Annotated in this window: 21 protein-coding genes; 10 read left to right on the top strand and 11 right to left on the bottom strand. The window is 62.0% G+C overall.

What is annotated here, in order from left to right; genetic code table 11:
* Window positions 1–35: 35 nt before the first annotated feature.
* A complete protein-coding gene (gene icmF, locus F9K07_RS08225) occupies window positions 36–3,329 on the bottom strand; it encodes a fused isobutyryl-CoA mutase/GTPase IcmF (RefSeq protein ID WP_159591290.1) in 3,294 nt (1,097 codons plus the stop codon).
* Between the two features lie 129 nt (window positions 3,330–3,458).
* On the opposite strand from icmF, the gene F9K07_RS08220 reads away from it, so the two are divergent.
* Window positions 3,459–4,499 carry an AraC family transcriptional regulator gene (locus F9K07_RS08220; protein WP_159591286.1) on the top strand — a complete coding sequence of 347 codons (1,041 nt, stop codon included), beginning with the start codon at window positions 3,459–3,461 and terminating at the stop codon, window positions 4,497–4,499.
* On the opposite strand, the gene F9K07_RS08215 is transcribed toward F9K07_RS08220, so the two are convergent.
* Complete coding sequence (locus tag F9K07_RS08215; protein WP_159591282.1) at window positions 4,472–5,278, bottom strand: SDR family NAD(P)-dependent oxidoreductase; 807 nt, start codon at window positions 5,276–5,278, stop codon at window positions 4,472–4,474. The two genes, F9K07_RS08220 and F9K07_RS08215, sit on opposite strands and share 28 nt — an antisense overlap.
* 212 nt (window positions 5,279–5,490) lie before the next feature.
* On the opposite strand from F9K07_RS08215, the gene F9K07_RS08210 reads away from it, so the two are divergent.
* The 7 genes from F9K07_RS08210 (at window position 5,491) to F9K07_RS08180 (ending at window position 13,095) form a co-directional block, all read left to right on the top strand.
* Complete coding sequence (locus tag F9K07_RS08210) at window positions 5,491–6,003, top strand: cupin domain-containing protein (RefSeq protein ID WP_159591279.1); 513 nt, start codon at window positions 5,491–5,493, stop codon at window positions 6,001–6,003.
* Between the two features lie 9 nt (window positions 6,004–6,012).
* Window positions 6,013–6,888, top strand: a complete 876-nt coding sequence (locus F9K07_RS08205; protein WP_268894748.1) for a branched-chain amino acid ABC transporter permease — start codon at window positions 6,013–6,015, stop codon at window positions 6,886–6,888.
* Between the two features lie 86 nt (window positions 6,889–6,974).
* Window positions 6,975–8,747 carry a branched-chain amino acid ABC transporter ATP-binding protein/permease gene (locus F9K07_RS08200; protein ID WP_159591273.1) on the top strand — a complete coding sequence of 591 codons (1,773 nt, stop codon included), beginning with the start codon at window positions 6,975–6,977 and terminating at the stop codon, window positions 8,745–8,747.
* A gap of 70 nt (window positions 8,748–8,817) precedes the next feature.
* Complete coding sequence (locus tag F9K07_RS08195; RefSeq protein ID WP_159591270.1) at window positions 8,818–9,549, top strand: ABC transporter ATP-binding protein; 732 nt, start codon at window positions 8,818–8,820, stop codon at window positions 9,547–9,549.
* Window positions 9,550–9,677: 128 nt separating this feature from the next.
* Entirely contained in the window at window positions 9,678–10,115 is a 438-nt protein-coding gene (locus tag F9K07_RS08190; protein WP_159591267.1) for a cupin domain-containing protein, read from the top strand.
* Between the two features lie 26 nt (window positions 10,116–10,141).
* On the top strand, window positions 10,142–11,329 hold the full coding sequence (locus tag F9K07_RS08185) for an ABC transporter substrate-binding protein (protein ID WP_159591264.1): 1,188 nt from the start codon (window positions 10,142–10,144) through the stop codon (window positions 11,327–11,329).
* Entirely contained in the window at window positions 11,326–13,095 is a 1,770-nt protein-coding gene (locus F9K07_RS08180) for a thiamine pyrophosphate-binding protein (protein WP_236581836.1), read from the top strand. The genes F9K07_RS08185 and F9K07_RS08180 overlap by 4 nt, the downstream gene beginning before the upstream one ends.
* A 33-nt stretch (window positions 13,096–13,128) precedes the next feature.
* On the opposite strand, the gene F9K07_RS08175 is transcribed toward F9K07_RS08180, so the two are convergent.
* Genes F9K07_RS08175 through F9K07_RS08135 form a run of 9 tightly spaced genes read right to left on the bottom strand, consistent with a single transcriptional unit; the run spans window position 13,129 to window position 21,930 of the window.
* Entirely contained in the window at window positions 13,129–13,803 is a 675-nt protein-coding gene (locus tag F9K07_RS08175; protein ID WP_159596861.1) for a nitroreductase, read from the bottom strand.
* A gap of 16 nt (window positions 13,804–13,819) precedes the next feature.
* Window positions 13,820–14,791 carry a Bug family tripartite tricarboxylate transporter substrate binding protein gene (locus tag F9K07_RS08170; protein ID WP_159591258.1) on the bottom strand — a complete coding sequence of 324 codons (972 nt, stop codon included), beginning with the start codon at window positions 14,789–14,791 and terminating at the stop codon, window positions 13,820–13,822.
* Between the two features lie 37 nt (window positions 14,792–14,828).
* Window positions 14,829–15,806 carry a Bug family tripartite tricarboxylate transporter substrate binding protein gene (locus F9K07_RS08165; RefSeq protein WP_159591255.1) on the bottom strand — a complete coding sequence of 326 codons (978 nt, stop codon included), beginning with the start codon at window positions 15,804–15,806 and terminating at the stop codon, window positions 14,829–14,831.
* Window positions 15,807–15,841: 35 nt separating this feature from the next.
* Complete coding sequence (locus F9K07_RS08160) at window positions 15,842–17,077, bottom strand: CaiB/BaiF CoA transferase family protein (RefSeq protein ID WP_159591252.1); 1,236 nt, start codon at window positions 17,075–17,077, stop codon at window positions 15,842–15,844.
* 14 nt (window positions 17,078–17,091) lie between these two features.
* Window positions 17,092–18,261 (bottom strand): acyl-CoA dehydrogenase family protein, encoded by a 1,170-nt coding sequence (locus F9K07_RS08155; protein ID WP_159591249.1) that lies wholly within the window; start codon window positions 18,259–18,261, stop codon window positions 17,092–17,094.
* Between the two features lie 8 nt (window positions 18,262–18,269).
* Window positions 18,270–19,454: a lipid-transfer protein gene (locus F9K07_RS08150; protein WP_442907400.1), complete on the bottom strand. Its 1,185-nt coding sequence runs from the start codon at window positions 19,452–19,454 to the stop codon at window positions 18,270–18,272.
* The gene (locus F9K07_RS08145) at window positions 19,447–19,878 is read right to left on the bottom strand and encodes a MaoC/PaaZ C-terminal domain-containing protein (protein ID WP_201451535.1); all 432 of its coding nucleotides are present in this window, start codon (window positions 19,876–19,878) and stop codon (window positions 19,447–19,449) included. Before F9K07_RS08145 ends, F9K07_RS08150 begins: the two co-directional genes overlap by 8 nt.
* Entirely contained in the window at window positions 19,871–20,977 is a 1,107-nt protein-coding gene (locus F9K07_RS08140) for an acyl-CoA dehydrogenase family protein (protein WP_159591243.1), read from the bottom strand. The genes F9K07_RS08145 and F9K07_RS08140 overlap by 8 nt, the downstream gene beginning before the upstream one ends.
* Before the next feature lie 2 nt (window positions 20,978–20,979).
* A complete protein-coding gene (locus tag F9K07_RS08135; RefSeq protein ID WP_159591240.1) occupies window positions 20,980–21,930 on the bottom strand; it encodes a bifunctional MaoC family dehydratase N-terminal/OB-fold nucleic acid binding domain-containing protein in 951 nt (316 codons plus the stop codon).
* Between the two features lie 75 nt (window positions 21,931–22,005).
* On the opposite strand from F9K07_RS08135, the gene F9K07_RS08130 reads away from it, so the two are divergent.
* Window positions 22,006–23,166 carry a CaiB/BaiF CoA transferase family protein gene (locus F9K07_RS08130; protein WP_159591237.1) on the top strand — a complete coding sequence of 387 codons (1,161 nt, stop codon included), beginning with the start codon at window positions 22,006–22,008 and terminating at the stop codon, window positions 23,164–23,166.
* 24 nt (window positions 23,167–23,190) lie between these two features.
* Window positions 23,191–23,916: a TetR/AcrR family transcriptional regulator gene (locus tag F9K07_RS08125; protein ID WP_159591234.1), complete on the top strand. Its 726-nt coding sequence runs from the start codon at window positions 23,191–23,193 to the stop codon at window positions 23,914–23,916.
* The last annotated feature ends 57 nt before the right edge of the window (window positions 23,917–23,973 follow it).

The following is a 23,973-nucleotide window of genomic DNA, read 5'->3' as shown; positions in this document are numbered from 1 at the left end:
AGAGTCGCTTCATCGACCTGCGAGCCGCAGCGTTTTCACATGTTGCGCCGGTACTGCCCGCCCACCTCAAACAAGGCGCTGGTGATCTGACCGAGCGAGCACACACGCACCGCGTCCATCAGCACCTCGAACACGTTGCCGTTCTCGATCACCGCCTGGCGCAGTCGCTGCAGCATGACTGGTGATTCGGTCGCATGGCGTGCGTGGAAGTCGGCCAGCCGCTGCAGCTGGTTCTGCTTCTCGTCATCGGTCGAGCGCGCGAGTTCCAGCGTTTCGGGGATCGCATCGCCGTGCGGGTTGCGGAATGTGTTCACGCCCACGATCGGGTATTCGCCCGTGTGCTTGAGCATCTCGTAGTGCATGGACTCGTCCTGGATCTTGCCGCGCTGGTAGCCGGTTTCCATCGCGCCCAGCACGCCACCGCGTTCGGCGATCTTTTCGAACTCCTGCAGCACGGCTTCTTCGACCAGCTCGGTGAGCTCGTCGATGATGAACGCGCCCTGGTTCGGGTTCTCGTTCTTGGCCAGTCCCCATTCGCGGTTGATGATGAGCTGGATCGCCATGGCACGGCGCACGCTGTCTTCGGTCGGCGTGGTGATGGCCTCGTCGAAGGCGTTGGTGTGCAGGCTGTTGCAGTTGTCGTAGATCGCGATCAGCGCCTGCAGCGTGGTGCGGATGTCGTTGAACTGGATTTCCTGCGCGTGCAATGAGCGGCCGCTGGTCTGCACGTGGTACTTCAGCTTCTGGCTGCGCTCGTTCGCGCCGTAGCGATCGCGCATGGCCACCGACCAGATGCGCCGCGCCACGCGGCCGAGCACCGTGTACTCCGGGTCCATGCCGTTGCTGAAGAAGAAGCTCAGGTTGGGCGCGAAATCGTCGATGTGCATGCCGCGCGCCAGGTACGCCTCCACGAAGGTGAAGCCGTTGGAGAGCGTGAAGGCGAGCTGGCTGATCGGGTTGGCGCCGGCTTCGGCGATGTGGTACCCGGAGATGGAGACCGAGTAGAAGTTGCGCACGTCGTGGTGCACGAAGTACTCGGCGATGTCACCCATCACCTTCAACGAAAACTCGGTGGAGAAGATGCAGGTGTTCTGGCCCTGGTCTTCCTTCAGGATGTCGGCCTGGACCGTGCCGCGCACATTGGCCAGCACCCACTCGCGGATCTTGGCGGCTTCGGTGTCGGTGGGCTCGCGGCCGTTCTCGGCTTTGAATTTCTCCAGGTTCTGGTCGATCGCGGTGTTCATGAACATCGCGAGAATGCTCGGCGCCGGGCCGTTGATGGTCATGGAGACCGAGGTGGCGGGGTGGCACAGGTCGAAGCCACCGTACAGCACCTTCATGTCGTCCAGTGTGGCAATGGAGACGCCCGAGTTGCCGACCTTGCCGTAGATGTCCGGGCGCGGGTCGGGGTCGTTGCCGTAGAGCGTGACCGAGTCGAACGCGGTGGACAGGCGCTTGGCCGCCATGCCTTCGGAGAGCAGCTTGAAGCGGCGGTTGGTGCGGAAGGCATCGCCTTCACCCGCGAACATGCGCGTGGGATCTTCGCCCTCGCGCTTGAATGCAAAGGTGCCGGCGGTGTAGGGGAAGCTGCCGGGCACGTTGTCGAGCATGAGCCACTTCAAGATTTCGCCGTGGTCTTCGTACTTCGGCAGCGCGACCTTGCGGATGACCGTGCCCGAAAGGCTTTGGGTGGTGAGTGCGGTGCGGATTTCCTTGTCGCGGATCTTCACCACGTACTCGTCGCCCGCGTAGGCCTTCTGCATGTCGGGCCATTGCCCGAGCAGCTTGCGGGCCGACGGGTCTTGCTCCAGCGAACGGGCCTGCACGAGATCGTCCACGGCCTCGGCGGCACGCGCGCGGTCGGGCTTGTCCGCGCGCAGCATCTGCGCCGTGGCGCTGAGCTGCTGCAGCGTGCGCGCCAGCCGCGATTGTTCGATGGCCTTCTTCTTGTAGCCGCGCACCGTGTCGCTGATGTCGGCCAGGTAACGCGTGCGCGCCGGCGGCACGATGGGCGTCTGGTTGGTGCTGTGGCGCACGCCCACGGTGGGCAGGCGGCCCTCTTGCAGCGGCAGGCCGAGCTCGCCCAGCCTGGTCTTGAGCGCCTGGTACAGCGCGGTCACACCGTCGTCGTTGAAGCGCGCGGCCATGGTGCCGAACACCGGCATCTGGTCCGGCGGCGTGCTCCAGGCTTCCTGGTTGCGCTGCACCTGCTTGGACACGTCGCGCAAGGCATCGAGCGCGCCCTTGCGGTCGAACTTGTTGATGGCGACGAAGGCCGCGAAGTCGAGCATGTCGATCTTCTCCAATTGGCTGGCCGCGCCGAATTCGGGCGTCATCACGTACATGGGCACGTCGACGTGCGGCACGATCGCCGCATCGCCCTGGCCGATACCCGAGGTTTCGACCACGATGAGGTCGAAGCCGGCGCATTTGCAAGCGGCGATCACGTCGGGCAGCGCCGCGCTGATCTCGCTGCCGAAGTCGCGCGTGGCCAGGCTGCGCATGTAGACGCGTTGGCCCTCTCGCCAAGGGTTGATCGCGTTCATGCGGATGCGGTCGCCGAGCAGGGCGCCACCGCTCTTGCGGCGCGAGGGGTCGATGGAGATCACCGCCACACGCAGGCGGTCGTCCTGGTCCAGGCGCAGGCGGCGGATGAGTTCGTCGGTGAGCGAGGACTTGCCTGCGCCGCCCGTGCCGGTGATGCCGAGCACGGGTACCTTCTTCGTCTGGGCCTGTTCGCGCAAGGCCTTCACGATCGCTTGGTCGGCGCTGCCGTTTTCCAGCACCGTGATGAGCTGGGCGAGCGCGCGCCAGTTCATTTCGCCTTGGCCAACGATTGCCGCCAATGCCTTGGGCGCATAAGGGCTGAGGTCGCGGTCGCAGCGCATCACCATCTCGCCGATCATGCCGGCCAGGCCCATGCGTTGACCGTCTTCCGGGCTGTAGATGCGCGCCACGCCATAGTCTTGCAGCTCGCGGATCTCAGACGGCACGATCACACCGCCGCCACCGCCGAACACCTGGATGTGTTCGCCGCCGCGGCTCTTGAGCAGATCCACCATGTACTTGAAGTACTCGACGTGCCCACCCTGGTACGAGCTGATGGCGATGCCTTGTGCATCTTCCTGCAACGCGGCGGTGACGACCTCGTCGACCGAACGGTTGTGGCCGAGGTGGATCACTTCGGCGCCCATGCCCTGCAGGATGCGCCGCATGATGTTGATGGCCGCGTCGTGCCCGTCAAAGAGGCTGGCGGCGGTGACGAAACGCACCTTGTGCGTGGGGCGGTAGTTGGCCAGGGCCTGGTATTCGGCGGACAGGTTGCTCATGAACTGAAATCTCCTGCTTGACTGTATGTCGCCTGAAGCCCCGGAGCCATGTGAATCCCATTCACGGGCGTGGCGGTTTTTGCCATGTTCCCCGCATAATTTCACGACCCGGAAGATTCGAATTGCAAGATGGACACCATCGAAAAACACACCATTTCCATCCATTTTGTGAACGCGGCCATCCGCCACCTCAATGCGGACGACCGATCGCGTGTTCTGGGCACGGCGGGCATTTCAGAGGGGTTGCTGAGCGCACGCAATGCCCGCGTTCCCGCCAACAGTTTTTCTGTGCTTTGGCTGGCGGTCGCTCAAGCACTCGATGATGAATTCTTTGGTCTGGACTGCCGCCGCATGAAAGTGGGCAGTTTTGCCTTGCTGTCCCAAGCTGCGCTCGCCTGCCCCAATCTCGATCGAGCACTGAGGCGGATTCTGCGTGGCCTCTCTCTCTTCCTGGACGAGATGAAAGGGCAACTCCGGCTTGAGAAAGGCGAAGCCACTGTGTGGCTCTCCAATGGCATCGCAGACGAGGCAGACCGTCGCTTTGCCGACGAAACAATGCTCGTTCTGATTCACGGGCTGATGTGTTGGCTTGTCGGTCGCCGCGTCGAAATCGTGCGCCTGGATTTTGCGTTCAGAAGGCCTGATCACGCGCAGGAGTACCGTCTCATGTACTGCAGCGACGTGCGTTTTGATGCCACGCAGACGTGCATGCGATTTCACGTTGCAGACCTGGAGTCCCCAGTTGCGCAAACGCCTGCAAGCTTGCAAACATTTCTTCGCACTGCGCCTCAGTCCGTATTCCTCAAATACCGCAATGAAGAAAGCTGGGGTGCTCGGGTGAGGAAGCGTCTGCGCTCGGGTGCCGAGGGCCCCGACACGTGGCCCGTCTTCGACAGCCTTGCGAGGGAGTTCGGGATTTCAGCGACCACGTTGCGTCGACGCCTGGACAGCGAGAAATGCAGCTACAGGTCCATCAAGGATCAATTGCGCAATGATCTGGCCATCGACCAGCTTTGCAACAGCAACGTGAATGTGGACGACATCGGTGCGTCTCTGGGATTCAACGATGCCAGCGCCTTCCACCGAGCCTTCAAGCGATGGAATGGCATTCAGCCGGGTGAGTACCGGCGACGCCGGAGACCTCAGACCACAGCACCAGCGCTTGTGTGAATCGTCTGCCCCGTAATTTGCCGGCTACCGGGCAAACACAAAAACCGGACAACCTCGGCAACATCGTCCGGCATGGACGGACGTTGCAGCAAATTGGCAAGCGGACCACTTTCTGACAGCCGCTGCGCACCCTCGAGTCCATTGATTCCATCGAGGAGCGGTGTCACGGTGATTCCTGGTGCCACGCAGTTCACGTTGATGTTGTAGGGACCCAGCTCGCTCGCCGCTGTTCTTGTGAGTTGTGTCAACGCGGCTTTCGAACTCGCGTAGCCAGGATAGGCCATGACCGCACGGAACGCGGAACTCGACGTCACGTTGACGATGCGACCGCCCTGTCCCCCGGCCACCATGCGTTTGGCGGCCGCTTGCATTAGCAGAAGCGGTGCTTTCAGATTGACGTCGTGGACCAGATCCCAACTTTCCACGTCAATGTCAAGAAGCGTCCGGCCGGAATCGATCACAGCGGCGGAGTTGACGAGGATATTCACGCGGCCGGACTGAGCGTGGATCCGGGTGATGAGATCCGCAATCTGCGAATGGTTGCGCAGATCGAAGCCATGTGCCGTACAGCTTCCACCGAGCCTCTTCAGATCGCGTACGGCGGCACCGAGTGCGTCCTCGTCGCGGTCGATCACATGCACGCTCGCGCCATCTGCACAGAGCAGTGCGGCGATGGCCTTTCCGATGCCAGAGGCGCCACCCGTGACGATGGCCACTTGCTCATCAAGCAGCACCCCTCCTTTTTGATCGTGATGGACAAGGGCTTTACGCATGTGCATGGCGTCTCAGATCGTGTGATTGCATTCAACTATCCACGCCGTACATCGGCGCGCCCAGAAGAAAACAGATGTCGGGCAGCGGTGGTACAAACCCCTATTACCCACCGGTATAGCAACGGTACTATACGGTATATCCGGGTCAGCAAATGCTCTTTTTGCAGCGGACGACGGACCTTGTTTTCGGCCTCTCTACGGAACAAAAGGAACAGGATATGAACATGATCAGTGACGCGAAATCTGGATCGCTCAAGGCGAAGAAGGAAAAGGGAAACCGATTCACCGACACGAACACCATCCCCTGGACATCATTTTTCTTGAATGGCGTGGATTACAAGCTGTTGGACTTCGCAGGAGAACGCTGCACCCTTCTCGTGAAAGTAGAAAAGGGAACCAAGCTCGCCATTCACCAGCATCTGAAACCTGTGGAGCTGTACTTGATGTCGGGCTCGTTCGGTTACGAGGATGCCGAGAGCGGTACGGCCGACATGATTTATGCCGGTGGCTACCTCTATGAGCCACCAGGCACTGTGCATGAGCCCACATCGCCAGACGGCTTCGTTGGCGTCGCAGTGATTCATGGTCACGTGGTGGGATTCGATGCCCAAGGCAAAGAAGTGCGCATTGGCCCCGAGGACTACTACCGACGTGCCAAAGAGAACAATGCTGTCGCTCATCTTGGCATTGAGGACGACACAGAACTCCTGGCGCGCGCTTCGGCTCTTTGAAGGCGATCGATGTTGGATATCGTTCCCATCTTGATCTCGGGTCTGGCCAGCGGCGCCGCCTATGCCTTGCTGGCATTGGGCATCGTGATCATTTTCCGGTCCACCGACACGGTGCATTTCGCCATCGGCGACACCGGCACGCTTTCGGTCTATCTCGCAGCAGTCGCCATTGGTGCAGGCGCACCGATGACGATTGCATTGGTGATGGCCATGCTCACGGCCGGGGTGGTCGGCATGGCAACACAAAAGCTCCTCATTCAACCGCTGGGGCACCGAAAGAACATCGTGTTCATTGCATTGGTGGTCACCATCGGTCTGGGGTTGGTCATTCGAGCGCTGGTGGGCGCCATCTGGGGGCACCAGGCGATTAGTTTCCCGACATTGATCGAAGGCTCGCTTGTGTTGGCGGGGGTCGCCATCAGCTGGAACAAGCTGGTCGCTGCGGGTCTTGCGCTGGCCGCTATGGGGGTCGTTGGCTGGTTCTTCGCGCGCACGGCGCTGGGCGCGGCCATGCGTGCGGGCGCAGAGGATCCGTTTGCGGCTCGAATGATCGGCCTGGATGCAGGAAGACTGGCGCTGCTCGCCTGGTTCCTGGGTTGCTCTCTCGCGTGCCTGGCAATTTTCTTCATCGCAGCCGAGTCTGCGTTGAGCCCGACGCTGGCGCACCATCCTTTGTTTCGCGGGTTTGCAGGCGTTTTTCTCGGCGGTCTTACAAGCATGCCCGGTGCGGTGGTCGGGGGTTTCGTGATCGGGATGCTCGACAACATTGCCGGACGATACGTGTCTGCAAACTTCCGGGACACCATCGTTTTCGGTGTGATCGTGGTCATCCTGTTCTTGCGTCCAGCGGGCGTTCTTGGGGCGTTGAAGAAGGAGCGCGTGTAGTGAGAACACCATCATTGCGACATGCCGCGAACGGCCCGACGGGTAGGCGGCTTCTGATCGTGGGTGCGGCAGGACTTGTCGCGCTCATGGCGACGGGCCTCACGGACTACGGACGCATTCTGGTGGCCACCGTGGGTTTCAATGCCATCGCGGTGCTCGCCATTTCGATCCTGGCGGGCACGGCGGGCATATGGTCCTTGGGGCACACCGCCTTCATCGCGCTTGGCGCCTACTTCTGCGCCAACCTCGCGGCGATGAACGTGCCGGTGGAAGTCATCGTGCCAGTGGTCGCCGTTCTCGCCGCCGCCGTGGGCTATTTGCTTGGACTGAGCGCGGGACGGTTTTCGATTCTCTATTTCGGCCTGTTGACGATGGCCGTCGCACTCACGGGGTTGGAGGTGGTGGGGCGTCTCATGGCATTCACAGGGGGCGACCAAGGTATGCCCATGGGTCCCATGCACTCCTGGCTCCTAGGTCGTTCGATCGGGAGTTCGGATGCCCTTTGGTTGACGCTCGCGCTGGCGGTCATCGTATTCATCGCTTCTGACGTGGTCATCAAGGGCGCCATTGGCCGCCGTTGGCGGGCCGTCAAGAGCCATCGCATGGCCTCCACATCGCTGGGTCTGGTGCCGGCTCGAGAGAACGCTCTGGCCTTTTCTTTCAGTGCGGCCATTGCGGCGATTGCTGGCGTGGCGGGTGCCGTCACCATTGGGTACCTTGAGCCTGAGACCTACAACCTCGACCATGGCGTGATGCTGATCGCGGCCACCGTCATTGGCGGGATCTCAAGTTTCCTCGGAGCGGTCGTCGGGGCAGGCTTCGTGGTCTTCGTTCCCGAGTTCGCCCGCGGTCTGCGAGATGCATCCGCCTTTGCACTGGGACTGGGCATGATCATCGTGTTGCTCTTTCTGCCGCGTGGCATTGTGCCCAGCTTGTTGCAACTGCTCACGGGAAAGTCGAAGTCCCCCCAGGCGCAGGGCGGCAGTTCAAACGGTGCAGATCACGCACGCCATGTGGACGAAGCCACATCGCGGCGCATCGCAGCACTGGCCGCTGAACTGATGCCCAGATCGTCCAGCGCACTCGCCATTGACGGACTCTGTGTGGAATTCGGCGGTCTCAAGGCGCTGCAGGACGTGTCGCTTCGCGTTGAACCTGGCTCTGCGGTTGGACTCATCGGACCCAATGGCGCAGGCAAGACAACGCTCTTGAACGCATTGAGCGGGTACGTGTTGCCGAGCAGCTGCCGAGCCATGAAGCTGGGCACCGAGGAGCTCACCGCACATCCCGCGCACCGGCGTTTGCAACTGGGATTCGGACGCACGTTTCAACATGCCGAGCTGTTTGGCGAACTGACCATACGTGAAATGGTCCTGCTCGCCGCGACCATGAGAAAGCGCGCGTCAAGCACCGATGTGTCGCCGGTGGAAGCCTCTGTTTTGACCGAGCGCATTCTTGGAGAACTGGGGCTTCTCGACGTGGCGGAACAGTTTCCGGAGGCACTGCCCTTCGGTATTCAGAAAGTGGCCGACATCGGTCGCATTCTTGCGATGGGGCCATCGGTCGTGGCGTTGGATGAACCGTTCTCTGGTCTGGATGGAGACGAGACACGCGAGCTTCGAGCCATCTTGCGCGGCATGAAATCCGCGGGTGTATCCATCCTGATCATCGATCACGCGGTGCAAGAAGTTCTGAGCATTTCGGACCATGTGGTGGTACTGGATTTCGGTCAAGTCATCGCCACAGGCAGCCCGCGCGAGATCCAAAGCCATCCGGAGGTGCAGCGCGCGTATTTTGGATCCGCCCCACTGGTGACAGCAGCTGTCGAATCAACGACTTATGAGGTGCAGAGTGCCTGACGCCGTGCCATTGCCATTGCCATTGCCATTGCCATTGCCAACCAGGGAAACAACGGGGAATGCGCGGCCCATGATGATCGACGCTCGCCACATCGTGCACCGCTACAGCGGCGTCTTGGCCGTGGACGGTGTGTCATTGACGATCGAAAAGGGTTCGTTCTGTGCGTTGTTGGGTCCCAACGGAGCGGGCAAGTCAACCTTGGCGCAAATTCTCAGCGGCGTGCTTTGGCCGACATCGGGCAGCCTGCTCTACGAGGGTGTTACGTCCACGAAAGCATCGGCACGGGGGCGAAGTCTGGTTCGCTCAGGCATCTGTTTGGTGCCTGAAGGCCGTCGCCTCTTTGGTCAGCTGACGATCGAAGAAAACCTGGTCCTCGGTGGCTATGGTGCGGGTTTTGGCCGCTCTCGCATCAAGGCGCGCCTCGATGAAGTGGTCGAGATTTTGCCCACGCGATTGCGCGACGGCATGCGCACGCGTCAGGCAGGCATGCTGAGCGGTGGCGAGCGGCAGATGCTCGCACTCGCCCGTGCCTTGATGGCCGATCCTCAAATGCTGTTGATCGACGAGCCATCGATGGGACTCGCACCGATTCTCATCGAGAAGGTCTATGAGGTCCTGACGGCACTGAACCAGCAGGGCGTGACAGTCATGGTCATAGAGCAGCAGGCCACCCACGCCATTCGTTTTGCCCAGTCCATTCACGTGCTGGAGAGAGGAAAGATCTCGTACGCCGGTCCAGCAGATGGCGCCGCAGTCGCTGAGGCGCTGCGTTCGGGATACGTCGGCACCGCCATCGATTGATGGGCACCCCCACTACAACGCGTCAGCAAGGTTGAAAGGAGATTTTGACAATGATCCATACCCCCGTTCAAGGTCCATCTTCGGAGCAGCAGTCAGACTCGGTGTCCAGGCCGCGGAGGCTGTCCGACATGAAATTCGTGGTGGCCAGCAAAGAATCGGCGCCCTTCAAAGAGGGCCGCCGCAAATTCTTCAAATACCGCGATCTGGGTGTGACTGCCGCGAGCAACGGCAGCATGCGCGCCGATGTGCAATTCGCGACCCAAGGCATGTCCAAGCCCACGGGCTGGCACTACCACGAGTGCGAGCAGCAGTTGGTCTATGTGTTGCAAGGGTGGATCGAGCTGCAGTTTGAAGACGGCACCACCCAGAAGATCGAGGAAGGCGGCTCGCTTTTCATCCCACCCGGCTTTCGCCACAACGAGATTCATACATCCGACTTCTTCGAAATCATTGAGGTGTCGGTGCCGGCAGCCATCGGCACAGTTCCGTGTGACCCACCGCCCGGTTGGGACGGTGACACATTCCATCCCGAAGTCGCCGCCGCGGCGCGGAATCCGACGGCCTGAAAACCCCCACCAGAGACCCAGAGACCATGAAAACCATCTTCAGACCCGTTCTGCTCAGCGCCGCAGCGAGCTTGCTTTCTTTCGCCCATCTTGTTCAGGCTCAGGAAACGCCCGGCGTCACGGCGCAATCGCTCACCATCGGGCAAATGAATTCGACCACGGGACCACTGGCCATCTATGGTGTTCCGCTTCGTGACGGTGCCGACGCTTACGTCAAAATGGTCAACGCAAAAGGCGGCGTCAACGGAAGGCAGATCAAACTCGTGGCCGAGGACAACGCGTTTTCCACGCCCCAGGCGATTGCGGTCACACGCAAGATGGTGTCGTCCGACAAAATCTTTGCGCTCATCAATTCGAATGGCAACGCGCAAGTCGCCGCCACGCTTCCGTATCTGCTGGAACAGCAGAAAACACCCATCTTCGGCCCTTATGGCGGTCTGACAGAATGGTTTTCACCACCGCGCAAAGGCCTCTTCGGGATGCAGGTGCTGTACGAAGACATGGCGAAAGTCTTGGGACAGTGGGCCGCGAAAGAGGGTCGCAAGAAGGTCATCGTGGTGCATATTGAAGGAGCCACCTTTGCAAAGGCCGCCGCGGCCGCAGAACCTGCTTTCAAGAACGCGTCCGCCGGCGCAAGCATCGAAATGCTGGGCGTCAAACTGCCCACGCAGGATTACACGCCGATCGCACTGCAGATCATGCAAAAGAAGCCAGACGCCATCATTGCGATGCAGACCGAGGCCGAATTTGCCGCGTTGGCGCGCGAACTGGCCAATCAAGGTGTGAAGCTGCCCGTCTACGCATGGGCGCCCATCGTCACCCAGAAGACCATCGAGCGAGGCGGTCCGGCTGTCAACGGCGTGAAGGCGATCTCCTGGACACGCTCGCCGTTTGGCGACTCCCCTGCCATCAAGGAGTACCGCGCCGCCTTGGAAAAGTATGTCCCGGGCGCACAGCCAGACTTTGTCTCATTGTTCAGCTATGGCCAGACCAAGCTGTTTCTGCAGGCCGTGTCACAAGTGCAGGGTCCGCTGACGCACGACAGCTTCTACAACGCGCTCTACAAGTTCCGCAACCATGACGGAGGCATTTTCCCGCCCGTCACGTTCAGTCCCGATCGCCATCTGGGATTGACGTCAGTCCTTCAAATGGAGATCAAGAACGGCGCATGGGTCGATTCGAACATCGTGATGGACGCAGCTGACGTCAAGTGAGCCAGCGCCACCGTGGCACTTCCGTGCGAGGCCAAGAGGCCTCGCATTTATTTTTGGCAAGACAGAAGATGAAACACCGCCGTCCCGTTTACGAAATTCTCGCCCTCGACATCCGAACCGCAGGAGCCCAAGCCGTCTTTGGACTGATGAGCGACGACACTGCGCTGCTCGTGTCTTCCATTGACTCTTTGGGCATACCCTTTCACGGCGCGCGCCATGAAAACAATGCCGTTGCCATGGCAGAGGGCTATGCCAGCGCGACCGGTCGAGTCGGCATCGCCATCGTCGGGCGCGGTCCGGCAACCGCCAATGCCCTGAACGGTGCGATGTTCGCTCAACGCAGCGGGGCGCGCGTTCTGATCATCATGGGCAGTACGCCCACGGGCTCCACCAAACCCAACGCGCTCGGCCCGGACTCCAAAGGCTTCGATTCGCAAGCGGTGCTGCAAACAGCCGGCTTTCGCGTGTTCACAGCGAACGAACCTGCCAGCGCGCGAGCAACGCTGGCGAAGGCGCTGAGCGCCGCTCAGGATGGCGCGGCGGTGCTGCTCCTGCCAACGAACGTGCAGCAGATGCACATCGATATCGATGAAGCGGAGCAAGCTCCAGTTGCGCCCGCTCCGCCCGCTGCCTCTCCAGCAGCTAGACCATCCCTCGCCGCCGCCGCATCGCTGCTGGCAGCAAGTCGCAAGCCGCTCATCATCTGCGGCCTGGGCGCTCATGAGTCCGGCGCGCGAGACGCTGTGATGCGTTTGGCCGATCGGATCGGCGCCGTCCTGGCCTCCACGCTGAAAGCCAAGGACATGTTTCGCGACCATCCCTTCAACGCTGGGCTGATCGGCTCGTTTTCGCACAGTGCGGGTCGGCGCGCCTTCGATCAGGCCGACTGCGTACTGGTATTCGGCGCCAGCCTGAATCAGCGCACCACGAGCTTCGGCGATGCCATCCCTGCCGGCGTGCCGTTGATTCAGGTGGACCGTGACCGCAGCCACATTGGTCGCTGGTGGGCAGCCGATGTTTCCGTGGTCGGCGATGCGCGCGATGCGGCTGAGCAATTGCTGGCACTGCTGCCCGAACGCTCGGCCGAGGAGAAGCCGCTGCATTCGGACGCGCTGCGCCATTCGTTGCAGTCGTTCGATCTGGCCAGCGAGTTCACGTCGGTCAGCACGCCACGGACGATCGACCCGCGCACCCTGGCGCTGGAGCTGGATGTCCTGCTTCCACAGGTGCGCAACGCGGTGTATGACGCCGGCAACTTCTTCCAGGTCGTTCCCTACTTTGGTGTTCCAGGTCCGGCGCACTTCAAGGCAACGACCGATTTCTCATCGATCGGCATGGGTTTTGGCACCGCGCTGGGCTTCGCGAAAGCGCGGCCAGACGAAACAACCGTGCTTTTCATAGGTGATGGTGGCTTGCTCATGACCTTGGGCGAGCTGGAAACCGTGGCGCGCGAAGACATCCCACTGGTCATCGTGCTCATGAACGATTGCGCGTATGGCGCCGAATTGCACTACCTCAAAGAGCGCAACATGCCCGTGGCGAAGTCCCAGTTCTTTGATATCGATTTCGCCCCTGTGGCGGCTACTTTCGGATTTCAGACCGCAACAGTGCGCACGTTGGAGGAACTTCGCGCGCTGGCTCCTTTGCTGAGCGCACCGCAGGGCCCCATCTTCATCGACTGCAAGATCAACGGCGCGATCCCCGCCCCGTTTGTGCTCGAAGCGTTCGACCAGGAACGCAAGCGGTTGGCCAGCACCGCGTCATGAAGACCCGAAAAGGTCTGTCACGGGACGACCCCGCTAGTCGTTGATCCAGGTAACGGCCTCATCGGTGCAGGCTCTTTGCGTGCGAAATGAATTGGCCGGATGGGCTGCCGCTTCGTAGCCAAAGGAGACGGCGCAAACCATTTGGCGGCTCAGATCAATCCCGAGCAGCCCCTTCACCTCGTTGCCATAGGCCGCTGGCGCCGCCTGGCAGATGGAAGCTACGCCGTGGGCCTGCATGACAAGCATCAGAACTTGCACAAAACCGCCAACGTCCACGGCACCATAAACACCGAGTTGGGCGTGGGTCGTCATGACAGCCACGTGCGGAGCGCCGAAGAATCGAAAGTTCTCCCGCGACTGGCGCATCGCGGCTTGCGTGTCGTGTCGCCCGACTCCCACAGACTCGTAAAGCTGCAAACCGCATTGCCTTCTGCGGTCCAGATAGCGCCCAACATATGCCGATGGAAACGCGAGGTCCGGCGTTGCCGGGTGTTGTTCATCGAATCGACGAAGAAGCAAGGTCCGGAGCCGCTCAAGGGCCTCTCCGGAGGCCACCGTGGCATGCCAAGGCTGCGCGTTGCACCACGATGCTGTGCGCTGCGCCGTCGAAAAGATGCGGTCGACGAGCGGGCGTGGAACGGGCTCCGGCAAGAAAGCGCGGCAACTGTGGCGCGCGCAGAGAAGTTCAGATATTGCGGAGCCTGTCATTCGCTCAAGCCCTTTTTCATTCGGCTGAAATGCCGGCATTTCGAATCATCCGGCCCCACCGGGGACGCTCGGTGCGCATGAACGACGCAAATTCGTCGGGCGTGCCCAAGATAACGTCTTGCCCGAGCGCAGCAAGTTGCTCCTGAACGTCCTTGCGAGACAGAATTTTCTGCATCTCCCGGTTCAGCCGCTGGACGATGGCGGGATCTACACCGGCAGGGGCGCACATCGCCGTCCAACCCACGACGTCGTAACCGGCAAGCCCCGACTCTGCGATGGTGGGCGTTTGCGGCATCAGAGGAGACCGCTTCGCCGATGTCACCGCCAACAAACGCAGCCGTTTGGACTCGATGAATGTGCGCGCCGACGAAAAATCGACAAAGGAGATGTCGACCCGTCCGCCGACCATATCGGTCAGCGATGCGGGAGCGCCCTTGTAGGGAACGTTGAGCATCTCGATCCCGGCCCTTTGATTGAAGGTCGACGCGGCCACAAAACTCGTCGCGTTAGCGCTGGCGAATGTCACCTTCCCCGGTCGTTCCTTTGCATACGCAATCAGTTCTTTCACCGATGCAATGGGCAACGACGGACTGACCACCAGAACAAAGGGCAAAGAAGCGACCAATGCGATGGGATCGAGGTCGGTCGCCGGCTCGAAGGGCACTTGCTTCATCAGGTAGGGATTGGCCACCAAGGTTGTCGTGCTGCCCATGAAGATCGAATACCCGTCCTTGCCCCCGCGCAGCGCCTCAAGCCCCGCTACCACGCCATTGCCACCGGGTCGGTTGTCGACCAACACCGCCTGTCCCAGGAGCTCCGCCAGGTGCTTGGCGATCAATCGCGTCGCGACATCGGCCGCGCCGCCAGGAGGCGAAGGGGACACCAGACGTATGGGCTGAGTGGGCCAGGTCTGCGCCCCCGAGACGACCGGTGTGATGCCTGCGGCCAGCAGGGCAAGATGGAACTCCAGCAAGGATCTGCGTTTCATATGTGGTCTCCTTATGTTGTGCTGCATGCCGGTCGTATCAGTCGAGTTCCAGTTTGAGCGGGCGAATCGCGGCGGCCCATTTTTCCTGGTCCTTTTCGATGAACTCCTGGAACTTGGCCGGGCTGCTCACGGGCATTGGGATCGACCCAGTGCTCGCCAACATCGCCTGATAGCGGGGCGACTCTACCGCCGCCTTTATGGCCTGCTCAAGCTTCTGAATGACGGCGGGGGGCGTGCCAACCGGCACGCCATAGCCCCACCATGGGTTGGGCATTCCGTCGATACCGGACTCGGAGAAAGTGGGGACGTTGGGCATGCTGGGCAAACGCTCGGGCGTGCCGACCGCCACGATGTTCGCGGTACCTGCTTTCAGCATGGACAGGCCGTGGGTCACCGAGGTAAAGAAGAGTTGAATCCGTCCGGATGCCAGATCTGCCGTCGCAGGGCCTGCATCCTTGTAGCCCACGCCCTGAAGCGTGAGCCCGGTGGACGAGGCCAGCCGTGCGGCCAGCAAGTGCGGGCTCCCGCCGGCACCCCAGTAGCCATAGAACAGTTTTCCGTCGTTGTCTTTTGCGTACTTGAGAAACTCTCGGCCCGTCGTCACGGGCACCGTCTTCGACACGGCCATGACCATCGACACGACGCCGCCACCGGCCACTGGCGTGAAGTCGCTGTTCTTGTAAGGCACTTTTTTGTAGAGCAGGACGTTGTTCGCGGTCTGGTTGTTCAGCATCAACAGTGTGTAGCCGTCCTTCGCGGCGGCAGCAACCTGCGCTGCCGCGATCATCGTGGCAGCACCCGGCTTGTTCTCCACGATTACGGGCTGACCAAGCTCCTTGCCCATCTGCTCGGCAAGCAGCCGGGTGCTGACTTCCATACCGACGCCGGGCGCGAAGCCCACCACAATCCGCAACGGGCGTGACGGGAATTCCTCCGCCCATGTTGGCGTCTGGGTCAATAGGGTCGCGAGCAACAGGCTCGCAATCGCCCGGCGGCGAAAGGCATTTTTTGTCATGGGTGTCTCCTGGTCTTGGGGCTGCAAAAAAAGCTTCATCTGTCTCGCGATTGCACGATGCCAGCGTCTTGCAGACGGGTGATGTCTTCTGCGCTGAGGCCAAGCTGCTTGAGCACGGCGGTGGTGTGTTCGCCCACGTCGGGTGCCCGGGTCGCCACGCGTTTGTTTTCGCCATGGATGAAGAAGGGGCTGGCGACCGTCGTTGGCACGCCTGGCACGCCCTCAAGGTCGACGAGGATTCCGTTCGCTTTCATCTGCTCATCGTTCGGTGCATCTTGTGCACGTGCCACGACACTGGTCACGATGCCGGTGCCCTTGAACCGCTGCTTCCAGTCGTCGGCGGTGCGCCGCACAAACGCATCGTCCAACCGTCGAATAAGTTCGACACTGTGCTTGAGCCTTGCGTCGTACGTGTTGAAGCGCGAATCGGTCAGCAAGTCCGGACACTCCACGACCGCGGCGAACGCGCTCCAATGCAGGGCCTGGTGCGCGGGATTGATGGTGATCATGAACCAGCGGTCGTCACTGCAGAGGTAGTGAATGTTCAGCGGGTTCCAGTTTTCCGATCGTTTGCGGATAGGGCGGAACTCCGCGCCGGCCAGCGCCGCCTGGATGTACACAGCGTTCTGCCAGGCGCCGTTGGCCAACAACGAGGATCCGACGTACCCGCCCAGGCCCGTCCGTTCGCGCCGATACAGCGCGCTGACAATCGCACCGAAAATCGACAACGCAGAGAGATGGTCCCCAGAAGCGGCCGGGGCCTTGGCAGGTGGCGCTTCGGGGTCCGAACGCGACTGGTCCATCAGCCCCGATCGGGCCCACCATCCGGTCGTGTCGAAACCGGCTTCGTCCTTCTCGTCTCCTTGTTCACCGTACCCTGTGAAAGAGGCATAGACCAACCGGGCGTTCAGCGCTGCAAGCGTTTGATAGTCCACACCCAGCCCCGTGCGCGCAGGAACAGGCAGGTTCGTGATGAAGACGTCGGCTTGCGTGCAAATGCGGTGAAGCAGTTGGCGCCCCTCTGCCGTCTTCAGATCGATGGCAACGCTTTGCTTGCCACGCCCTGTCAACAGCCAGAGGTAGTTGGTGGATGCCTGCGGAAGCTCCGGTCGACGGTACTGATGGCGCCACAGATCCCCCTGCCCGGGCTGCTCAATCTTCAGGACCTCGGCGCCCAGATCACCCAGAATCGTGGCCGCGGCAGGCCCCGCGACAAAGCTCCCGACTTCCACCACGCGAAGCTGCGAGAACAAGGCATCTTGAGCGTTCATCGGCGCACCTGCCCTTATCGCGAGGTTCGGGGCATGTGCAGCCCCCGGGTGGCGACCATTTCGCGCATGACCTCGCCACTCCCACCACCGTAGGTGTTGATCTGGCATCGCCGGTATTGCGCCTCGACATCGCCGGCAATCAACGCCGCCTCACTCCCGTGGCGCACGAGTCCGCCGAGTCCGAGAACTTGCAGCAAGTCGCGGCAAGTCTCGACCAGGCTCTCGACACCATGCACCTTCGCGGCACAGGCATAGGCCGGATCCGGTTGTGCGCCTTGCAGGCTCCAGGCCAGGCGCAAATTCATGATGCGAAGGGTTTCCAGCCGCGCATACACGCTGGCGAGAAGACGCTGCACGCAGGGGTCATCGATCGCACGCTGACCGGTGTGGCCCGTGCGCGCCCATTCCAGCGTGCGGCGGAAAAGCTGTTCGCCATGGATGCCACGCGCCGCAATGCCGATGCGCTCGTAGTTCAGTTGCGAGGTGATGAGTTTCCAGCCGCCGTGCAGTTCGCCCACCAGCATGTCGTTTGGAACGAACACGTCGTCGTAGTAAGTGACGTTGGTATGCATGTCTGCCACGGTCTCCATCGGGGTCATTGAAAACCCCTTGGACTTGGTGTCGACGAGCAGAATGGAAATCCCTTTGTGCGCTTTCGACTCGGGGTCGGTACGCGCTGCCAGCCATATCAGATCGGCACCCTCGGCATGGCTCGTGTAGATCTTGCTGCCGCTCACGCGAAAGCCGTCGTCAGACACCACCGCACGCGTTTTGAGACTTGCCAGATCCGTTCCCGAACCCGGCTCGGTGTATCCGATGGCGAAATGCAGCTCCCCCGACGCAATGCCGGGCAGCAGCCGCGCCTTCTGCGCGGCCGACCCGTGGACCATCAAGGTAGGGCCCAGGGTGCTCAGGGTCACGAAGGGAATGGGCGCACCGGCCCGCAACGCTTCCTGCACGAAGATCAGTTGCTCGATGGGGCCATACCCTCGCCCCCCGTATTCCTCGGGCCATCCCACGGCCAGATACCCGTCGCGCCCCACCTGGCGGATGACTTCCTTGTAGACCGGTGTGGCCGCATGAACACGCAGATCCTCCTTGAGCGCCGGCGTGATGAGGGCGCCGAAGTACGCCCTGATGTCCTCGCGCAAGGCCCTTTGGTCTTCGGTGAATTGAAATCGCATAGGGGTCCTCAATCCTGCCCGAGGATGATGCCGCTGGTGGGCACGCCCGAGCCCGCCGTCACCAGGATGTGCTCGACACCGGCAAGCTGGTTGACGGCGGTGCCGCGGATCTGGCGCACGGCCTCGGCAATGCCGTTCATGCCATGGATGTACGCCTCACCGAGTTGTCCGCCATTGGGGTTGATGGGCAGCGTGCCACCACGGGCGTGTTCGTTCGATCGCACAAAATCCTTGGCTTCGCCGCGTGCGCAAAAGCCAAACTCTTCCAATTGCTCCAGCACATAGGGGGTGAAATGGTCATACAGGATGGCCGTCTGGAAGTCGCGTGGCCCCAAACCGCTCTGGGCATAGAGTTGCCTTGCGATCATGCCCATTTCGGGAAGGTGGGCGATATCTTCGCGGTAGAAGCTGGTGAGCCGATGCTGGCCTTGCGCGCTGGCCTGCGCAGCGGCCCGCACAACCGCCGGCTTGTGGCGCAGCTTGCGCGCGCGCTCCAGCGAGGTGATGACGATCGCGACCGCGCCGTCGCTTTCCTGGCAGCAGTCCAGCAGATGAAGGGGCTCGGCCACGAAGCGCGACGCCTGGTGATCGGCCAAGGTGATCGGCTGTCCGTGGAAAAACGCATTCGGGTTGGTGGCTGCAAACGCCCTGGCTGCAACCGAAACCCTGCCAAAGTCTTCGCTCGTCACACCGTACTTCTCCATGTACACGCGCGCGGCCATGCCGACGAAGGAGGCCGGTGTGCTCAACGCGGCGGGCAAGTACCAGGCGTAGTGGTTCGCCGCGATGAAGGTGGGCGTGGATGGCGCATTGGCCAACGGCGTTCCAGCGCCAAACCGGTACCACGAGCGCTCGTTCATGGCGCGGTAGCACACCACCACATGGGCGGCGCCACTGGCAATCGCCATGGCGGCTTGCATGACGGGGGCACAAGCGCCTCCACCGCCGTAGTCGATGCGCGAGAAGAAGGTCATCTCCTTTCCGCCAATGAGGCGGTGCACATCCATCTCGGGGTTGTGATCCATGGTGAACGTGCACATGCCGTCCACTTCTGCGGGTTCGATCCCCGCGTCTTCCAATGCGGCGAGACACGCTTCAACAGCGAGCCGCATTTCGGTGCGGCCCGAGTTTTTCGAGAACTCCGTTGCACCGATTCCGGCCAGCGCGACCTTGCCGCCAAAGACGTCATTCACCGCCATCTCCCTTCAGTTGGACGACCAGTTCAGCCGTCACGTGCTGGCCACGCGAATTGGACCCGATGGCCTCGACATGCACCCGACCAAGAGCGATGTCCACCGCGGTCACCTGCCCCTGCAGGTGCAGCGTGTCGCCTGCGTAGTTGGGAACGCCCAGCCGCAGTTTCAGACTGCGCAAAAACGCCCCCGGCCCTGCCCATGCCAACACCAGCCACTCCAGATAGCCGGTGGCGGTATGCGTGCTGGTGAAGACCGTCTCACTGCCCAGCGCGCGGGCGCGCTCGATGTCGTGATGTACGGGTTGGTAATCACGGGTGGCGATGGCCGCGGCCGCGACCGATGTGACGGTCACCGGAATGTTCAGTGGAGGCAGCTGTTGGCCCACACGCGCGTCGGCGACGCGCATGGATCGCTTACTCATGGATGTACTCCGCAATGTCGGTGTCGGCCAGGGCACGCCCGATGTGCGCCAGCTGGGCCTCGGCGCCACCAGCAATCAGCGACTGCGCCTGGCTCTTGAGATAAAAGCGATGAATCGGGTACTGCAGGTCGGCCCCGACCCCGCCGTGGAAGTGCTGGGCGGTATGTCCGACGATGTGGCCCGCTTGACTGGCTTGGTGCTTCGCGACCCGGGCAGCGGCTTCGCACGGCAAACCTTGATCGATCCGCCATGCCAGCTGCAGTTGCGCCGAACGCAGAAGTTCGACCTGGATGTACGCATCGGCCGCGCGGACCGCCAGAGCCTGGAAGCTACCCAATGGGCGTCCGAACTGATGCCGCTCGCTGACGTAGGCAGCGGCGCGGCTCAAGGCCTCCTCCAGAACGCCCAGTTGCAGCGCCGAAACACAGCACGCCATTCGCGGCCACAGCCAGTCCAACGCCGGCGCGTCCAGCACGCAGTCCTGTGCAACGAAGACCCGAGAAAAATTCAGCGTGCACACCGTCTGCAGATCGGTGAGGCGACCGCTCGTGCGCTCGGGCGCGACGTGTTGCAGGTCCAGCAGAAAAAGCCGTCTTCCCTGTGGGGTCGTTGCGAGCGCCAGCAGGAACCCATGCCATGGCTCCAGCAGCGTGCTGGGCAGTTCGCCGTCCAGCAGCCAACCCTGCTGCGACGGGGTGGCGGTCAGGCCCGCGCGTGCATCCAGCTCCGTCGCGATGGCGGCAGGTCGCTCGCCTGACAGCAACGTGGCCAGAACACTTTCGCGCAGAGCGGGCACACCATGCGTCCCGACTGCCAGTGTTGCCAGCGCATGCGTCCACAAGGGCACTGCCGCGAGAAAGCGCCCCTGCTGCTGGAGCACCAAACCCAGTTCGAGCATGCCCATGCCCGCCCCACCAGCCGCCTCCGGCAAAGCAATCGACAGCAGCCCGGTCTCCGACAGCTTGCGCCACAACGGGCGGTCGATGGACGCGTCCTTCTCGTGGAGCGCGCGTATGTGGTCATCGGAGCCATGCTCGCGAAACAGCGAGGTCGCCAGGTCGACAACGGCGGTCTGATCGCCAGTGAGTTCAAAGTTCATGTTCAGACCTCGCTCACGGGTCGGAACCAGGGCAACCGGTCTTCGCCATCCACCGATTCGATGAAGACTGCCATGGGCATCCCGGTTCGCAGCGACGAAGCGTCGGTGCATTGGATGGGCGCGACAAGGCGCGTGCCCTCTTCCAGCTCGATCAGGCCAACGGGCAATGGGTAGTCAAAAGCGGGGTGCTTGGGCTGGTGAATCACCACGAACGAGAACAGTTTGCCCCGGCCGCTCGACGTGACCGTGTCCCAGTCAAGGCCATGGCATTCGGTACAGGCCGGACCGGGCGGGTGTCGCAACACGCCGCAAGACGTGCACCGCTGGATCAGCAACTGCCCGGATTTCAGGCCTTGCCAAAAGAAAGCGGTGTCCTGATTGATCGCGGGTTGCGGAGGCGACGGGCGAGCAGGTGGCACCACGAGCGGCCTGAACCGAAGTATGCGCAGGCGCATCACGCCCACGGGCTTGTTGTCCTCGTCGAAGAACTCCTGAAGGAATGTGACAAACCGCCCGGAGCCCATGCGCGTCTGCTTCTCATCGCTGACCGCTTCGACGGAGTGCACACAGGAAATGAGCTCGCCCGGTCGCAAGGGGCGCTCGTATTCCTGTTCGGTATTGGTGCCCAGAATGCCGACAAAGCCTTCCCGCTCGAGGACTTTCATGATGTCTCGGGGGTCTGCGGTATCGGAGCCTTCCGGACGTCGGTTGCGCAGCCCTGGCATGAGCCACACCGGCAGCATGGTGGCGGGCGCGATCAACCCACCGTGGCCGCTTCGCGCGCCAGCCTGCCTGTCCAGGAACGGCGGGAAGTCGACATCAAACACCTCGCACCATTGGCGGACCATCGCTTCGTTCACGCGGTCCCACGCATAAACGGGGGCGCCTCGCCGTCCGACATAAGCCTGAAGTTCGGCGGTTAAAGACGGGGTAGGTGTGTGGTTGGTGGACATCAAATCTATCTAACGATCGTTCGATAGGCATAATGTACCTCACGGATTTTTGCAACGCAAGCGAGAAAGGCAGATATGCATGAGAAATCGAGCGGCCCACTGGCCGGCGTCAAGGTGATCGAGTTGGCGGGGATTGGTCCCTCCCCGTTCTGCTGCATGCTGTTGGCGGACATGGGGGCAGAGGTGCTGCGGGTGGATCGAACCGGACCCGCCGACATCGGCGTCGCTTCGGATCCCGCGTCGCAGTTGCTCAACCGGGGCCGCCGCTCGATTGCCATCGACCTGAAGACATCCGAAGGCGTGGCGTTGGTGAAAAAGCTGGTGGCGCAATCCGACGTCCTGGTCGAAGGTTTTCGACCGGGCGTGACGGAACGCCTCGGCCTGGGCCCAGCGGAGTGCCACGCCGTGAATCCGCTGCTGGTGTATGGGCGCATGACGGGTTGGGGCCAGGACGGCCCGCTCGCGCAGACGGCGGGACATGACATCAACTACATCGCGCTGACCGGTGCGCTCGACGCCATCGGCAACGCCAACGGCCCCCCCGTTCCGCCACTGAACCTTGTCGGGGATTTCGGGGGCGGTGCGCTGTACCTTGCGTTCGGCATCCTCTGCGCCCTGCTCGAGGCGCGCACCAGCGGCCAGGGCCAGGTGGTCGACGGAGCCATCGTCGACGGAACCGTGCACTTGTTGACCAGTGTGTTCGGGCGGTTGGCCACGGGCGACTGGGCACCACACCGTGGGGGCAACCTTCTCGACGGCAGTCGGCCCTGGTATGGGGTCTATGAAACGAGCGACGGTCTCTTCGTTTCGGTCGGCGCGATCGAGAACCGCTTCTACCAGGAGCTGCTGGAGCAGACCGGGCTTGGCAACGACACCGCACTTCGCGACCGGGACGACCCTGCCGTCTGGCCGATTTTGCGCGCCCGGCTCGCAGCCGCGTTTCGCCAGCGGACGCGGGACCAATGGATGCAGGCGTTGGGACACAGCGATGCCTGCGTTGCGCCGGTGCTGGCTGCGCACGAGGCTTCATCACACGCTCACATCCAGGCGCGGGGAGTGCTTGTCGAAGCGCACGGCGTGCTGCAGCCCGCGCCCGCCCCGCGTTTCAGCCGGAGCACGCCATCGATCAAGCGTCCACCGCCCACACCCGGACAGCACACGCACGAGATCTTGCAGGAGCAGGGTTTCGATCCAGCACAAATCCAGCAATGGCACGAACGGGGCGTCGTGGCCTGAGTCGACTTCCATGACAATGGTGCGATGGAAAACACAGTGACCAAGCCCAAGCGGGCAACGGCAGCACACGCCACGACGTTGGAACCTGCGGATCCCGACAGGCCGGCCAACGCCCGTGAAATCATTCTCCGCGAGGCCGCCATTCTGTTCTCGACGAAGGGCTTCGCCGAGTCCGGCCTCCGTGAAATCGCGACGATGGCGGGCATCAGGTCGTCGACGGTTTACTACTACTTCGCGTCCAAGGACCGGCTCTATGAAGAAATCATCCGGATGGCGGTCGATGTCATTTTCGATTCGGTGAATGCCCAGCTGAGCAACCTGCCCGAGAATGCGTCACCTCGCATGCGCATCGAGGCCGCCATTGAAGGACACCTCACCGCATTGCACTCGAACAAGCCCTTCACGTCGACGAACGCGCAGTCTCGTATCAAACTGCCGGCCGAGGTTTACGCCGTCATTCAGCCCATGCGCGAGCGCTACAGCGATTTCTGGCGGAGCTTGATCCAGGAAGCCGTCGAAGGGGACTGCCTCGAACCCGGCATCGAACCGCGCATGTTGCGCCCACTCATCCTTGGCACATTGAACCGCACGGTGGGTTGGTTCGATGCCGATGAGGGTTCGTTGCAATCGCTGCTGCGCACCACCATCACGACCTTCTCCGGCATCTGGCGCAAGCCGGTGGATGCACCCCGCGAAGACGCCGTGGTGGTGAAAAAATCGGTGAAAGCCGCGCCGCGACGCAAGGCCTAGGGGCATCGCGGCCGGGCGCGTCGCTGGCCGTGCATGCATGCCGTTTTCGAGAACGTG

The sequence above is a fragment of the Hydrogenophaga sp. BPS33 genome (assembly GCF_009859475.1).
GTDB lineage: Bacteria > Pseudomonadota > Gammaproteobacteria > Burkholderiales > Burkholderiaceae_C > Hydrogenophaga.
The sequence above is the reverse complement of the archived record's forward strand: the minus strand, read 5'-3'. Positions and strand labels throughout refer to the sequence as shown.